The sequence below is a fragment of the Enterobacteriaceae endosymbiont of Plateumaris rustica genome, assembly GCF_012562965.1.
Lineage (GTDB): Bacteria > Pseudomonadota > Gammaproteobacteria > Enterobacterales > Enterobacteriaceae.
In genome coordinates this window covers 410,516-425,799 of the sequence record NZ_CP046228.1, presented here as the reverse complement: position 1 = coordinate 425,799, position 15,284 = coordinate 410,516, and the positions used below count along the sequence as shown (strand labels likewise).

The window sequence follows — 15,284 nt, the reverse complement described above, 5'->3', positions numbered from 1 at the left end:
TTTTTTATTATTTCATTTTGAATATTTTTAATTTTGTCATTTTCTTTATTTTTTATTATTTCATTTTGAATATTTTTAATTTTGTCATTTTCTTTATTTTTTATTATTTCATTTTGAATATTTTTATTATTTATTTGAGAATTTTTTAATGGTTTTTTATTAATCATTTTTTACTCCATTTATACTATTTATTAATATATAATTTAATTAATATATATGATTAATTTTATAATTTCTTTAAAATTAAATATTATTATTTTATTAAATTTTTTTAAAATATACTAAATATAATTATTTAAAAAATTTTTAATAAAAATTAATTATTTTCAATATAAATATATATATAATAAAATATTAATTTTATTAAATTTACTAAATAATAAATATTACAGAGATATTTATATGAATTATAAAATAATTTTTATATTACCTTTTATTTTAATTTTATCGAATTGTACAATATTAAAAAGAATAATATATCAAGAAAATACTCATCAAGGAAATTTTTTAAATATTAATTTGATAAATAAAATTAAAAAAAATATGTCTAAAAAACAAATTATTAATATATTAGGTTATCCATATATTATTAATTATAAAAAAAATAATACTATTTGGTATTATATTTTTATCCAACGATTAAATAATAAACTAAAACAAAAAACTATTATCTTAATTTTTAATAATAAAAATAAATTAATTAATATAAAAAAAATAAATTTAATTAAAAACTAACTATTTTATGATATAATGTATATATTATTATTACAAATAATATGTAAAATATTATTTTAAAATATAAAAAAATTATATATATTTAAATGAAAAAAAAATATATTATTTTTAATAAAAAAATATACCATAATTTTTTTATTAAAAAAGAAATAGAAGCAGGAATTATATTACAAGGTTGGGAAGTTAAATCATTAAGATTAAATAAAATAACTATTATTAATAGTTATATTAGTGTCATACATAATGATAAAGTATTTTTATTAAATTCTAATATTAATCCTTTAAATACTATATGTAATCATATTAAATTTAATTCTATAAGAAAAAGAGAATTACTTTTAAACAAAAAAGAAATTTATTTATTAAAAGATTATTTAAATAATAAAGGTTTTACTGTTGTAGTTATAGGTTTATATTGGAAAAAGTCTTGGTGTAAATTAAAAATAGCTATTGTAAAAGGTAAAAAAAAATATGATAAACGTTCTTTATTAAAAAATAAAGAATGGAATATAAATAAATTGCGTATAATTAAAAAAAATATTAATTTTTAAAAAAAAGGGGCTGATTTTTGGATTCGACATAATTATGAAACTTTTGGTAGCATGTCAAGGTTGTACGGTTGGCCTTGTAAAAAAACGTATAAATTTAGTTGCAAAAAACAAAAACTACGCTTTAGCAGCCTAAAAAACTGTAAAAGTCCTGTTACTTATTATTTTTCTCTTTGATAAAAGTTAATGGGTCATATATAAAAGAGATCGTATATAATTTGTCTAGGATTATATATTAAAATATAGACTATACGATAGTGTAACTTTGTTCATCAGTTCTTTTCGTTGAATAAAAAGATGATACTAAACATGTAGATACCTATAGTATAATAATTTTGGACGGGGGTTCGAATCCCCCCAGCTCCATTATTTTTTATATGAAATAATTCAATAAAACAAATAAATTAATAAAAAATGTTGATTTATATTTTTTATTAGTTTCTATTAAAAATTTTTCTTTGATTTTGTTTTAAATATTTTTTTCTAATTCGAATAGATATAGGAGTAATTTCAACTAATTCATCGTCATTTATAAAAGTTATTGCTTCTTCTAAAAGCATTTTTTTGACAGGAATTAAATTAATAGCATCATCATTACCAGATGCTCTCATATTTGTTAATTTTTTACCAGTTAAACAATTTACAGTCAAATCATCTGATTTATTATGAATACCTATAATTTGTCCTTCATAAATTTTTTCGCCATGATTAATAAATAATTTACCTCTAGATTGCAAATGAAATAAAGAAAATCCTACAGCATTTCCTTGGCTCTTAGAAATTAGAACACCATTTTTTCTTTGTCCTATTGGTTCAGATACAATTTTATCATAATGACTAAAATAAGAATTTATAATTCCTGTACCTGATGTTGCATTTAAAAATTCATTTCTAAATCCTATTAATCCTCTACTTGATATAATAGATTCTATTATAATTCTATTATTTTTATCATAGATTATATTTTTTATAATAGCTTTTCTATTACTAATTAACTGAATTATATTTCCTTTTTTATTATTTTCAAAATTTAAAATTAATTTTTCAAATGGCTCTTTTAAAACACCATTTATAATATAATTAATAATTTTTGGTTTAGAAACAGCCAATTCAAATCCTTCTCTTCTCATATTTTCTATTAAAATAACTAAATGTAATTCACCTCTTCCTGAAATACAAAAAATATTACAGTTATCAGTTTCTTTTACACGTAAAGCAATATCATATAAACATTCTTTTTTTAATCTATGTAAAATTTTACTAGGTGTTATATATTTACCTTCTTGACTAGAAAAAGGAGAGTTATTAACATGAATAAACATATTTATTGTAGGTTTATCTATTATTAATGGTGGTAATGGATTATTATTATTAATATCACATATTGTATCAAAAATTTTAATATTTTCAAATCCACTACCAGAAATACCTATTATATCTCCAGCTTCAGCTTTATTAGAATGTATTTGATGTAATCCTATATTATAAATTATATATAATATTTTAGATTTTATTACTTTACCTTTTTTATTAGTTATTAAAACTAATTGATTAATTTTAACTGTACCTCTTTTAATTAATCCAATTGCTATATTACCTATATAATTATTAAATTCTATTTGTGAAACTTGCATTTGAAATGGTTTATTAATATTAATTTTTGGTTTAGGAACATAATGAATAATTGATTCATATAATGCATCCATATTATTATTTATTTTATCAATTGCATAACCAGATATACCTTTAATAGCTGAGGTATATACAATAGGAAAATCAAGTTGTTTATCAGAAGCATTTAAATTAATAAATAAATCAAATATTTGATCAATAACCCAATCAGGACGTATATCTTTTCTATCTATTTTATTAATTACAATAATAGGATGAAAATTATAATTAAATGCTTTTTCAGTAACAAATCTAGTTTGAGGCATAGGTCCTTCAGTAGCATCTACTACTAATAAAACGGAATCAACCATTGATAATATTCGTTCTACTTCAGCACTAAAGTCAGCATGACCAGGTGTATCAATTATGTTAATTTGATATTTTTTCCAAAATATAGATGTATTTTTTGAAAAAATAGTAATACCTTTTTCTTTTTCTAAATCATTAGTATCCATAAAACGTTCTTTTATTTTTTTATAAAAAGAATTTTTTTGACTTTTATAATTATCTGATTGTTCTAATAATTTATCTATTAAAGTTGTTTTGCCGTGATCAACATGAGCAACAATTGCTATGTTTCTTATTTTTTTCATAAAATTTCCTTTTTTAATATAAAAATATTAATTTTTATTACTATAAATAATATTAATATAATATTTTTTATTAAAATTATTTAACATAAAATTAAACATTTAGTGTATATTAATTTAAAACTTTATTAAAAAATATTAATTATGATAATTAATTTTAATTCTATCAATTTTATTAATAGTATTTTAAATATAAATGAATTAAGCCATGATTATGGTAATGAGTTTGCTGTTATTGGATACACTAATGTAGGAAAATCAACAATAATTAATTTATTATTTAATAAAAAAATTTCTCGAACTAGCAAAATTCCAGGATGTACGTATAGAATTAATATTTTTAAAAATAATCAGGAAATTCGTTTTTTAGATTTTCCAGGTTACGGATATAATAAATTTCGAAAAAAAATAATTTTTAATTCTTTCGATTTTTTTCAAAAATATGTTTTAATTAGAAATTCTTTAAAAGGAATAATATTTATTATTGATATTCGTTTTTTATTAAAAAAAATAGATTTAATTTTATTAAAATTATTAATTAATAAAAAAAAATCTATTTTAATTATTTTAAATAAATCTGATAAATTATCTAATGTTCTTATAAAAAAAAAAATATATACAATAAAAAAAATTTTAATTAATTTAAAATTACAATACAAATTTCATATAAAAATAAAAATACTAACTTTTTCATCATTAAAAAAAAATAATTTACAAAATATAAAAAAAAATATTAATTTCTTAATTAATAATTAATATTTTTTTTTTATATTATTAATTAATTTTTTAAATTCATATTTTTTATATAAATATAATAATTTTTTTTGATTTGGTTTAAAATATATATGTAAATTATTTATATCTATATTAATATTAATATTTGTTTTAATTTTTGTTAATTTATGTGAAAGAAAAGCTAATTTTTTATTATTTAATAAACATTTTTTTATATATTGTATCTTTTTAAGATTTAAATTATTTAAATAATTTAAATTATTATAAATATATTTTAAATTTCCTAAATTATTTATAAGATATGTACTTATTTTTTTACCAATACCTTGTACACCTGGTATATTATCTATAGGATCTCCTTGTAATGCTAATAAATCACTTATCATATTTGGCATTACACCATATTTATCATATATTTCATTAGGTCCTGAAATAAAATTATTGATAGGATTAATTAGATTAATATTATTAGATACTAACTGAGCCATGTCTTTATCTAAACTAAAAATAGAAACAAAATAATTATTTTTAACAGCTTTTATAGCAATAGTACCAATAATATCATCAGCTTCAATATTTTTCATAGATATTATATGATATCCCATAGAATTTATAATTTTATATAAAGGTTTTATTTGAATAATTAAATTATTTGGCATTTTAATACGTTTTAATTTATAATTATTAAAAATTTTTTTTCTAAAAGATTTACCTTTTGAATCAAAAACTATAATAATAAAATTATTTAAATTATTATTAATAATTTTATTAATCATATTTAAAAAACCATATATTGCACCTGTAGGAAATCCCATACTATTCGTTAAATTAGGTAAAGCATAATAAGCTCTATACAAATAAAATGATCCATCTATTAATATTAATTTTTTTTTCATATATTATATTTTTTATAAAAAATACTTTTATTTAAATTAATATTATTCATATTTTTTTAAAAGAAATTTTATAAGATTTGTATAATTATTAAGAAAAATATTTGTGGATGTATTATCTAATGAATTTAATATAATATGATAATTATTATTAACTACAATAAATGGTATTGATGTAACATTACATTCTTCAGCCAATGTTTTTTGTTTTATATTTAATCCTTTAACTATAAAACTATTCCATGCTGCATCATAAATATTTTTATCTATATTAGCTGCTTTAATAAATATTTTTCTCATAGTCAAGTAATCATAAATTTTATGAGTTTTTTGTATACCCTCAAACATTGGTATAATAACTTTATCTTCAACATTTAATGCAATAGCTATACTCCAATTATAAGTAGCTAGTTCAGCTAATTTTAAGTCACCTATAATATTTACATGATATTTTTTATTTGATAAATTTTTTAAAAAAGCTACATTTGATAAATTTTTTAAAAAAGCTACATTTGATAAATTTTTTAAAAAAGCTACATTTGATAAATTTTTTCCATTAGTTATAATATAAAAACTATAGCAATGTGGACATAAAAATGAAAAAAATTCTATGATTTGAGTTTTAGGATTATTAATTAATTTTATTTTTGAAGCATTTTCTATTAATTCATAATGTATATTTTGTATATATTTTGTAGATGATAAACAAAAATTAGAAAAAGTTAATAAAAAAAAACTACTCAGAAATAATATATATTTTTTAATATTCATATTTTTTTATATAAAAGTTTTAATTATAAATATAATAAACTAAAGTTTAAAATTAATGAAATTATTTTTTAATAATTAATTAAATATTTTTCTTTTTTTAAATTTTATTTAAAAAAATTTAGTTAATTTTATTAAATATAATTTACATATTAAAATATATATTATTTTTTTTCTAAAATATAAATCAAATATTTTATATCTTCAGGTAAAGATGAATTAAATTTTAATAAATAATTATATATAGGATGTATAAATTCTAAATAACATGCATGTAATGCTTGTCTTTTTATAATTTTATTAAAATAATATTTTTTATTATTAATAATGATATTATTAATTAATGATTTTTTGTAAATAGGATCACCTACAATACTATGATTAATATATTCTAAATGAACTCTAATTTGATGTGTACGTCCAGTATGTAATTTTATTCTTAAATGACTATGTATTTTAAATATACGTTTTAAAAAATATTGTGTTATTGCATTTTTACCTTTATGATTTATAATCATACGTATATTTTTTTTATTATAATATTTTTTTATTGGATAATTAATAGTATCATCATGTTTTACAATACCATTAACTATAGCTTCATATTCTCTTATAATTTTATGTTTTTTTAATGATATTTTTAGATTAATATATGATAACATTGTTTTTGCTATAATTATTAATCCAGTTGTATTTTTATCTAATCTATGAATAATACCAGCTCTTGGTAAATCTCTAAGAAAAGGATAATAATATAATAAAGCATTAAATAATGTTTTATCTAAATTTCCATTACCTGGATGTACTACTAAATTTGAAGATTTATTTATTACTAATAAATAATTATCATCATAAATTATATTTAATGGAATTTTTTGTGCTTTCCATAATATTCTTTTTTGTAATATTTGGACATCAATCTGTATTTTATCTCCTGTAATAATTTTTTTTTAGGTTTATTTATAATAATATTATTAATTTTTATATTATTATTAATAATCCAATTTTTTATTTGAGATCTTGAAAATTGAAAAAATTCCTTAGTAAGAAATATATCTAATCTTATTCCATTATCAAATTTATAAACAGTTTTATTTAATTTTATTATTTTAATCATATATAATTTTATTAGTAATAAATAACGTAATATAGTAAAAATATTAATTTTTAATTAAAATTTAATTTTTTAAAGAAAAAAATGAAAAAACTTATAATAAAAAATTTTTTTTATAAAATGTTAATACTTTCATTATTAATAATTATAACTAATTGTTCTCAATATAAATATATTCATAATAAGAAGATTATAACAAATTTTCTTATTAAAGAAAAATATTTAGAAGCGAATAATAACTTATTTAAAAAAAAATATACAAAATCAATGTTACAATTTGAACAAATTGATAAATTATATCCTTATAATAAATATTCTCAAAAAATCAAAGTTAATTTAATTTATTTATATTATTTAAATAAAAATTTTTTTTCTGTTATAGATCTATTTGATGAATTTATTAGAATATATCCTTTATCAATATATACAGATTATATACTCTATATAAAAATATTATCAGAAATATCATTAGATAATAATAAAATTCAATATTTATTTAGAATAAATAAAAATAATTGTAATCCTTTTTATATTAATAAAGCTATATATGATATTAAATCATTAATTGAAAATTATCCTAATAGTATTTATATTCCTCTTATAAAAAAAAGATTAAAAATTTTAAATAAACGTTTAATGTTATATGAATTAAGTATTGTTCAATTTTATTTTGATAAAGAAATGTATATATCAGTTATTAAAAGATGTGAAATGTTAATTGAAAATTACTCTTATACATCAGAAAGTATTTTAGCGTTAGTAATAATGGGAAAAACATATAAAATAATGAATATTATTTAATAATATATTTTATATATTTAGAAACTTAATATTTAATATTAATATTAAGTTTCTAAAAATTGAAATTAAAATATATATTTTTTTCAATTATTAATATTTCGTAATATATTATCACTTTTTAAATTTAAAGATTTTATATAATATTTAAACCAGTTTTTTATTTTATAAAATAATTTTATAAGTTCTATTTTATTATTTTGTTCTATTAAAGATAAAATATAATTTGATTTTTTTAAATAATTTTTTATAAGTTTCACATTATTAGATGACATTAAAATATCAGTATATAAATTAGGATTTTGTGAAAAAAATCTACCTGCCATAATTAAATCTATGTTATATGCTGGAGAAGTAAATTTTAATAGTTCTTTTAATTTAATATTTTCCGTAGATAAATTAAAACTATGAATTAATATAGAAAAATATCTTAATGATTGAATAAAAGACATATATTTATCATGTTTTATTCTATCTACACATTTCAATTTTACTCCCCAAATTTTTATTTGTTTTAAAAACCAATTATAAGATTCTGGATAGCGACCATTACAATATATTATTAATTTTTTTGTTAAAACATTATTATTTGGATTAAACATTGGATGTAAACCAAGTACAGGACCATTATGTTTTTTTAACATTTTTTTTATTGGTTTGTTTTTTATAGAAGTAACATCAACTAATATACATTTTTTAGATAATATGGGTAATTTTTTTATTACATCATCTAAAGATGATATAGGTACACTAATAATAACCATTTCTGTATCCAAAAAAAAATTATTTATGTTTTGATTCCAATCTTCTTTTTCTAAAATATTTACTTGATATCCTGATAAAATTAACATTTTTTTAAATAATTGTCCCATACCTCCTTTACCACCAATAATTAATATTTTTTTAAGATTTGGATTTAATGTTTTAAAATTATTTTTATTTTCATTTATATAAGATTCATACATTATACGATGTAATATATCTCTAATTAAATTAGGAGATACTCCTAATTTTTGTGCTTCTTTAGTTCGTAAATTTATTATTAATTTTTCACGTTCTGGAACATAAATAGGTAAATCATAATAACTTTTTAATTTTCCTATTTTTTTTACTAATTTTAAACGTTGAGATAAAATATTTATTAAATTTTTATCTAATTTATCAATTTTATTACGTAATGTAACTAATTTAGTTACCATATTTTTCTCAGTCATATTATTTTTTATATCTTATTATAAAAAACGTAATGGAAGTATTTTATTTAGTTTATTATAAATTTTATGTAAAATTTTTTCTGTATTTTCCCAATTAATACAACTATCTGTAATTGATATTCCATATTTTAATTTATTATAATTATTTATATTCATTAATTGATTACCTTCATTAATATAACTTTCTAACATTATTCCAATAATAGAATTATTACCTTTTCTAATTTGATCTATTATAGAATCAACAACAATAAATTGACGTTTAAAATCTTTATTTGAATTATTATGACTACAATCTATCATTATATTAGGTTGTAATCCTGCATTTATAAGATTTTTACTACATTTATTTACATCTTTTTCATGATAATTAGTTTGTTTTCCTCCACGTAAAATTATATGACAATTTTTATTACCTGATGTTTTTTTCAAACAAACTAAACCATCTTGATTAATTCCAATAAAATTATGAGATATAGATGCAGCTTGTATAGCATTAATAGCAGTTATAATACTTCCATCTGTATTATTTTTAAATCCTAAAGGCATTTTTAATGAAGATGCTATCTCTCTATGAATTTGAGATTCAGTAGTACGTGCTCCAATAGCAGACCAACTAAATAATTCACTTAAATATGATGGAGTATTTGGATCTAAAATTTCTGTAGCTAAAGGAATTTTCATTTCGTTTAATGTTAATAATAATTTTCTTGCAATATATAATCCTTCATTAATATCATAAGAATTATTCATATAAGGATCATTAATTAATCCTTTCCACCCAATAACTGTACGTGGTTTTTCAAAATAAACACGCATAACTATATATATATATTTATTTATTTTTAAAGAAATTTTTTTTAGTAATTTGGCATATTCTAAAGTTTCTTTAATATTATGAATAGAACAAGGGCCACAAATAATTAAAATTCTAGAATCTTTTTTATTAATTATATTACATATAATTTGACGTGACAATAATATTTGTTTTTTGATATTTTCAGTAATAGGTAATTTTTTTTTTAATTCTGTAGGAGTAATTAAATTTTGTTTGTTAGTTATATTCTTACTAATATTTTTTTGCATAATTAATAAACCTTAAATATTAATTTAATAATGTTATTTGTTATAAACGTAACATATATATATTAAAATACATAAATACTTATTTAATAAATATTTAAAATTATTAAAATAATTTAAATATTATTTATGATAAAATTATGAAGATAAATAAATTTAATAAAAGAATAAATAAAATTTATGACAAAATTAATTCAGAAAAAAAAAGAAAAATCTATAGATTTATGTAAATTTGCTGAAAATGCTTATTTAAATTATTCAATTTATGTAATTTCAGATAGAGCATTACCACATATTGGTGATGGTTTAAAACCTGTTCAAAGGAGAGTTATATATGCTATGTCTGAACTAGGATTAAAATCATCTTCTAAATTTAAAAAATCAGCTAGAACTATTGGAGATGTGATTGGAAAATATCATCCTCATGGAGATGTAGCATGTTATGAAGCTATGGTGTTAATGGCACAACCTTTTTCTTATAGATATCCTTTAATAGAAGGACAAGGAAATTGGGGATCTCCAGATGATCCTAAATCTTTTGCTGCTATGAGATATACAGAATCTCGTTTATCAAAATATTCTAATTTATTATTAAATGAAATTGAAAAAGGTACTGTTGAATATATTTCTAATTTTGATGGTTCATTATTAGAACCTAAAATACTTCCTGCTTGTTTACCTAATATTATTCTAAATGGAGCAATAGGAATTGCTGTAGGAATGGTTACAGATATTCCTCCTCATAATATTAAAGAAGTAGCTACAGCAATTGTTAAGTTAATTGATCATCCTGAAAGTACATTAGATGATATATTAAATATTATACAAGGACCAGATTTTCCAACAAAAAGTGAAATTATTACTCCTAAAAAAGAATTACGTAAAATATATGAAAATGGAAAAGGATCTATTAGATTAAGGGCTTTGTGGAGTATAAAAAATAATTCTATAATAATAAGATCATTACCATATCAAGTTTCAGTATTACGTATAATAGAACAAATAACTACTCAAATAAGAAATAAAAAATTACCAATGATTGAAGATATAAGAGATGAATCTGATTATAAAAATTCAACAAGAATTGTTATATTTATTAAAAATAATTATAATTATTTAAAATTAGAACAAATTATACATCATTTATTTTTTACAACTGATTTAGAAAAAAGTTATCGTATTAATTTAAATATGATAGGTTTGAATAATAAACCTTCTATAAAAAATTTATTAGAAATTTTATCAGAATGGATTGTATTTAGAAGAAATATAGTAAAAAAACGTTTAAATTTTAATTTAAATAAATTAACAAAAAAAATACATATTTTAGAAGGTTTATTAATAGCTCATAATAATTTAGAAGAATTAATAAAAATCATTCGTTTAAATTTAAATCCTAATTCTATAATTCAAAATAAATTTAATATGTCTAAGTTACAAATTGAAAATTTATTAAATTTAAAATTACGTGCTATTACATTAATAGAAAAGAAGAAAATAACTAATGAAAAATATGAATTAGAAAAAGAACATAAACATATTAGTAATATATTATCTTCAAAAAATAAAATGAATTCTTTATTAAAAAAAGAAATATTATTAACTATAAAAAAATATGCAAATGATCGTCGTTCGTTATTCAAAAAATGCAAAGAAGCTAAATTATTAAATGAAAATGAATTATCAATATCTAATGAACCTATTACTGTTATTTTATCTAAAATGGGTTGGATTAGATCTGCTAAAGGTCATGCTATTGATCCCGTTAATTTAAATTATAAGTCTGGAGATTCTTTTTTAATTTCTGTTAAAGGAAAAAAAAATCAAACAATTGTATTAATTGATTCGAAAGGACGTAGTTACAGCATGGATACTATTTCTTTACCTCCTTTACGTAGTCAAGGAGAACCATTATCTAGTAAATTAAAAATACCTCAAGGATCTATAATAAAAAGTATATTAATGGAAGAAAATAATAAAGAAATATTATTATCTTCCAGTTCTGGATATGGTTTTTTATGTAATTTTAGTGATTTAATTGCATGTAATAGAAATGGTAAATCTTTAATGATACTTTCTAAGAATGCTGAAATTTTATCACCTTTAATTATTAATAATAAAAAACATATGATATTAACTATATCTTTTATAGGTAGATTTTTATTATTCCCTATTAATATTTTACCAAAATTAACTAGAGGTAAAGGTAATAAATTAATATTAATTAATAATAAAGACTTTATTCAAAATAAAGATAAATTAAAATGGATATTTGTAATTAATAATAAATCAACAATTTTTGTTGAATTAACTAATCAAAAATTTATTTTAACATATAAAGAACTAAAAAAATTTTATGTAAATAAAAGTCACAAAGGTTTTTTTTTAAATAAAAAAGAAAAAATTAAAAATATTTTTTTGGACAAAAAAAAAGAAAATTAATTTTAATAAAATTATACTTTTAGTAAAATTTAATTCATTTTAAATTAAATATTTATATAAATAATTTAAATATTTATTAAATTTTATAATAATTAAAAATATTTATTCATATTTATTGCATTTATTATTATTTAAGGATAAATAATTATTAATATCAAATATTATTAAAAAATATTTTTTTAATATTTAAAATATTCAGCATTATTACAAATAATAGTAATTATTATATTAAAGGTAGGTTAAATAAAATGCGAGTATTGAAATTCGGTGGTACATCATTATCAAATGCAGAAAAATTTTTAATGGTAGTAAATATTATTTCTAATTATTCAAAAAAAGAAAAATTAGCTATAGTATTATCTGCATCTTCAACAATTACAAATTATTTAACATCAATAATAAAAAAAGCTATAAAAAATGAAAATTTTCAAGTACATTTTATAAAAATTAAAAATTTTTTTTTAAATTTAATCCAAGAACTATCTTTTAAGGAAAAAAATTTAAATATTAATAATATTAAAGAAAAAATAAATATTATTTTTTTATTATTAGAAAATTTATTACATGGTATTAATTTATTAAATTTTTGTCCTGATATTATTTATGCTAAAATATTAGCACAAGGAGAAAAACTTTCTGTTATTTTTATGAAAGAATTATTAATTTCTAAAAATTATAATGTTTATATTATAGAACCGGAAAAATATTTATTAGCTACAGGAGATTATTTAGAATCTAAAGTTAATATAAAGGTTTCTTCACAAAATATAAAAAATATTAATATATTAAATATTGATATTATTTTAATGGCTGGTTTTATTGCTTCAAATGAAAAAAATGAATTAGTTTTATTAGGTCGTAATGGTTCAGATTATTCAGCTTCTGTTTTAGCATCTTGTTTAAATGTAAAATATTGTGAAATTTGGACTGATGTAAATGGTATTTATACTGCTGATCCTAATTTTATAAAAAATGCTAAATTATTACCATCTATATCTTATAATGAAGCAACAACATTATCTTATTTAGGAGCTAAAGTAATTCATTATAAGATGATATCTCCTATAGCTAAATATAAAATACAATGTATTGTAAAAAATACAATGAAACCACAATCTCCAGGAACACTTATTAGTGAAAATAATAACTTACCATTAATAAAAAGTATTACTGAACAAAAAAATGTAGTAATGTTTTATGTATTTAGTGATAAAATTAAAAATATACAATATGTAATACCAAAAATGTTAGATATTACTTTTAAATCAGGAATATCAATTTTATTAAAAATACAATCATCTTCTAAATATGGTATTTATTTTTATATTTTAAAAAAACATGCAAATTTTTTTAAATCATTAATAGAAAAAAATTTTGTTCATGAATTTAAAAATAAACTAATTAATCCTTTATATATTATAAAAGAATTATCTATTATTTCTTTAGTAGGTGATAAAATAAATAATCATATAAATATAATAACAAATTTTTTACATATTTTTCAAATTACAAAAATCAATATTTTAGCTATTTCACATAATTGTTTACAAAATTCTATTTCTATAGTGATAAAAAATAATTATGTAGATAATGTTATGAAAATAGCACATCAATTATTATTTTATAAAGAAAAAATTCTTGAAGTATTTGTTATAGGTATTGGAGGTGTAGGAAGTACATTATTAGATCAAATAAATAATCAACAGAAATTATTAAAAAATAAATTTATTAATATTAAAATTTGTGGAATTTTTAATTCTAAATCTTCTTTAATAAATATTAATGGTATTAATTTAAATAATTGGTATTTACAAATTAAAAATAATTGTAATAATTACACAATAGAAAAATTTTTTTCTAATATTAAACAATATAAATTTATTAATCCTGTTATTATAGATTGTACTTCTTCACAAAAAATTGCTAATCAGTATATTAATTTTTTTAATAATGGATTTCATGTTATAGCTACTAATAAGAAAGCTAATACATCATCTTTAAAATATTATAAAGATTTACGTATAGTAGCTAAAAAAAATAATTGTAAATTTTTTTATGAAACTAATGTTGGCGCTGGTTTACCTGTTATTTATAATTTACAAAATTTAATAAATACAGGTGATAAATTAATTAATTTTACAGGAATATTATCTGGATCTCTCTCATTTATTTTTGGTAAATTAGAAGAAGGTATATCTTTATCTAAAGCAACGTATATGGCAAAAAAAATGGGTTTTACAGAACCTGATCCTCGGATTGATTTATCAGGTATAGATGTTGCTAGAAAACTTCTTATTTTAGCAAGAGAGATTGGTTATAATTTAGAATTAAATGATATTCAAATAGAATCAATTATTCCCAATGAATTTAAAAATTTAAATTCAGTAAAAGAATTTATGTCTTTATTACCAAAATTAGATGAAAGTTTTGAAAAAAAAATACAAAATGCCAAAAAAGAAAATAAAGTTCTTCGTTTTATAGGAAGTATAAATAATTATGGTATTTGTAAAGTACAAATTTTACAAATACATAAAAAAGATCCTTTATTTGAAATTAAAAATGGGGAAAATGCTCTAGCTTTTTATAGCAATTATTATCAACCAATACCTTTAGTTTTAAGAGGTTATGGAGCTGGAAATAAAGTTACTGCTTCAGGAGTATTTGCTGATTTATTACGTATTATTATTTAATAA

13 protein-coding genes, 1 other RNA gene and 1 pseudogene (1 of these 15 cut by a window edge) are annotated in these 15,284 nt (G+C 17.9%); 7 read left to right on the top strand and 8 right to left on the bottom strand.

Features of this window, described 5'->3' with window-relative positions; genetic code table 11:
- A pseudogene (grpE, locus tag GJT82_RS02080) lies at positions 1-167 on the bottom strand (nucleotide exchange factor GrpE); it reaches 586 nt to the left of the window's first position.
- A gap of 235 nt (positions 168-402) precedes the next feature.
- Here grpE and bamE point away from each other — a divergent pair.
- The 3 genes from bamE (at position 403) to ssrA (ending at position 1,652) form a co-directional block, all read left to right on the top strand.
- Positions 403-735, top strand: a complete 333-nt coding sequence (gene bamE, locus GJT82_RS02075) for an outer membrane protein assembly factor BamE domain-containing protein (protein WP_168819845.1) — start codon at positions 403-405, stop codon at positions 733-735.
- An 86-nt stretch (positions 736-821) separates the two neighbouring features.
- A complete protein-coding gene (gene smpB / locus GJT82_RS02070; RefSeq protein WP_168819843.1) occupies positions 822-1,286 on the top strand; it encodes an SsrA-binding protein SmpB in 465 nt (154 codons plus the stop codon).
- Between the two features lie 6 nt (positions 1,287-1,292).
- Positions 1,293-1,652, top strand: a transfer-messenger RNA (tmRNA) gene (gene ssrA, locus GJT82_RS02065).
- A 65-nt stretch (positions 1,653-1,717) separates the two neighbouring features.
- Here ssrA and typA read toward each other — a convergent pair.
- On the bottom strand, positions 1,718-3,547 hold the full coding sequence (gene typA, locus GJT82_RS02060) for a translational GTPase TypA (RefSeq protein WP_168819832.1): 1,830 nt from the start codon (positions 3,545-3,547) through the stop codon (positions 1,718-1,720).
- A gap of 141 nt (positions 3,548-3,688) precedes the next feature.
- Between typA and yihA the strand changes: the two genes are divergently transcribed.
- Complete coding sequence (gene yihA, locus GJT82_RS02055) at positions 3,689-4,300, top strand: ribosome biogenesis GTP-binding protein YihA/YsxC (protein WP_168819830.1); 612 nt, start codon at positions 3,689-3,691, stop codon at positions 4,298-4,300.
- On the opposite strand, the gene GJT82_RS02050 is transcribed toward yihA, so the two are convergent.
- The 4 genes from GJT82_RS02050 to GJT82_RS02455 form a co-directional block, all read right to left on the bottom strand.
- The gene (locus tag GJT82_RS02050) at positions 4,297-5,175 is read right to left on the bottom strand and encodes a 5'-3' exonuclease (RefSeq protein ID WP_168819827.1); all 879 of its coding nucleotides are present in this window, start codon (positions 5,173-5,175) and stop codon (positions 4,297-4,299) included. The genes yihA and GJT82_RS02050 overlap by 4 nt on opposite strands.
- A 42-nt stretch (positions 5,176-5,217) precedes the next feature.
- Positions 5,218-5,943, bottom strand: coding sequence for a DsbA family protein (locus GJT82_RS02045; protein WP_168819825.1), 726 nt, complete (start codon positions 5,941-5,943; stop codon positions 5,218-5,220).
- A 161-nt stretch (positions 5,944-6,104) separates the two neighbouring features.
- A complete protein-coding gene (locus tag GJT82_RS02040; protein ID WP_246225665.1) occupies positions 6,105-6,833 on the bottom strand; it encodes an RluA family pseudouridine synthase in 729 nt (242 codons plus the stop codon).
- Positions 6,803-7,057: a S4 domain-containing protein gene (locus tag GJT82_RS02455; protein WP_246225634.1), complete on the bottom strand. Its 255-nt coding sequence runs from the start codon at positions 7,055-7,057 to the stop codon at positions 6,803-6,805. Before GJT82_RS02455 ends, GJT82_RS02040 begins: the two co-directional genes overlap by 31 nt.
- Before the next feature lie 81 nt (positions 7,058-7,138).
- Here GJT82_RS02455 and bamD point away from each other — a divergent pair, with 81 nt between their 5' ends.
- Positions 7,139-7,855, top strand: a complete 717-nt coding sequence (gene bamD, locus GJT82_RS02035) for an outer membrane protein assembly factor BamD (protein WP_168819823.1) — start codon at positions 7,139-7,141, stop codon at positions 7,853-7,855.
- A gap of 83 nt (positions 7,856-7,938) precedes the next feature.
- On the opposite strand, the gene tyrA is transcribed toward bamD, so the two are convergent.
- Both tyrA and GJT82_RS02025 read right to left on the bottom strand, forming a co-directional pair.
- Positions 7,939-9,066 carry a bifunctional chorismate mutase/prephenate dehydrogenase gene (gene tyrA / locus GJT82_RS02030; protein ID WP_246225631.1) on the bottom strand — a complete coding sequence of 376 codons (1,128 nt, stop codon included), beginning with the start codon at positions 9,064-9,066 and terminating at the stop codon, positions 7,939-7,941.
- A gap of 18 nt (positions 9,067-9,084) precedes the next feature.
- Positions 9,085-10,152 carry a 3-deoxy-7-phosphoheptulonate synthase gene (locus tag GJT82_RS02025; RefSeq protein WP_168819821.1) on the bottom strand — a complete coding sequence of 356 codons (1,068 nt, stop codon included), beginning with the start codon at positions 10,150-10,152 and terminating at the stop codon, positions 9,085-9,087.
- A gap of 177 nt (positions 10,153-10,329) precedes the next feature.
- On the opposite strand from GJT82_RS02025, the gene parC reads away from it, so the two are divergent.
- On the top strand, positions 10,330-12,591 hold the full coding sequence (parC, locus tag GJT82_RS02020; RefSeq protein WP_168819819.1) for a DNA topoisomerase IV subunit A: 2,262 nt from the start codon (positions 10,330-10,332) through the stop codon (positions 12,589-12,591).
- 248 nt (positions 12,592-12,839) lie between these two features.
- Positions 12,840-15,281 carry a bifunctional aspartate kinase/homoserine dehydrogenase I gene (gene thrA / locus GJT82_RS02015; protein WP_168819817.1) on the top strand — a complete coding sequence of 814 codons (2,442 nt, stop codon included), beginning with the start codon at positions 12,840-12,842 and terminating at the stop codon, positions 15,279-15,281.
- Positions 15,282-15,284: the final 3 nt, after the last annotated feature.

Coding starts and splice junctions, on each gene's coding strand:
- bamE (WP_168819845.1), top strand. CDS start 403: ATGAATTATAAAATAATTTTTATATTACCTTTTATTTTAATTTTATCG.
- smpB (WP_168819843.1), top strand. CDS start 822: ATGAAAAAAAAATATATTATTTTTAATAAAAAAATATACCATAATTTT.
- typA (WP_168819832.1), bottom strand. CDS start 3,547: ATGAAAAAAATAAGAAACATAGCAATTGTTGCTCATGTTGATCACGGC.
- yihA (WP_168819830.1), top strand. CDS start 3,689: ATGATAATTAATTTTAATTCTATCAATTTTATTAATAGTATTTTAAAT.
- GJT82_RS02050 (WP_168819827.1), bottom strand. CDS start 5,175: ATGAAAAAAAAATTAATATTAATAGATGGATCATTTTATTTGTATAGA.
- GJT82_RS02045 (WP_168819825.1), bottom strand. CDS start 5,943: ATGAATATTAAAAAATATATATTATTTCTGAGTAGTTTTTTTTTATTA.
- GJT82_RS02455 (WP_246225634.1), bottom strand. CDS start 7,057: ATGATTAAAATAATAAAATTAAATAAAACTGTTTATAAATTTGATAAT.
- bamD (WP_168819823.1), top strand. CDS start 7,139: ATGAAAAAACTTATAATAAAAAATTTTTTTTATAAAATGTTAATACTT.
- tyrA (WP_246225631.1), bottom strand. CDS start 9,066: ATGACTGAGAAAAATATGGTAACTAAATTAGTTACATTACGTAATAAA.
- GJT82_RS02025 (WP_168819821.1), bottom strand. CDS start 10,152: ATGCAAAAAAATATTAGTAAGAATATAACTAACAAACAAAATTTAATT.
- parC (WP_168819819.1), top strand. CDS start 10,330: ATGACAAAATTAATTCAGAAAAAAAAAGAAAAATCTATAGATTTATGT.
- thrA (WP_168819817.1), top strand. CDS start 12,840: ATGCGAGTATTGAAATTCGGTGGTACATCATTATCAAATGCAGAAAAA.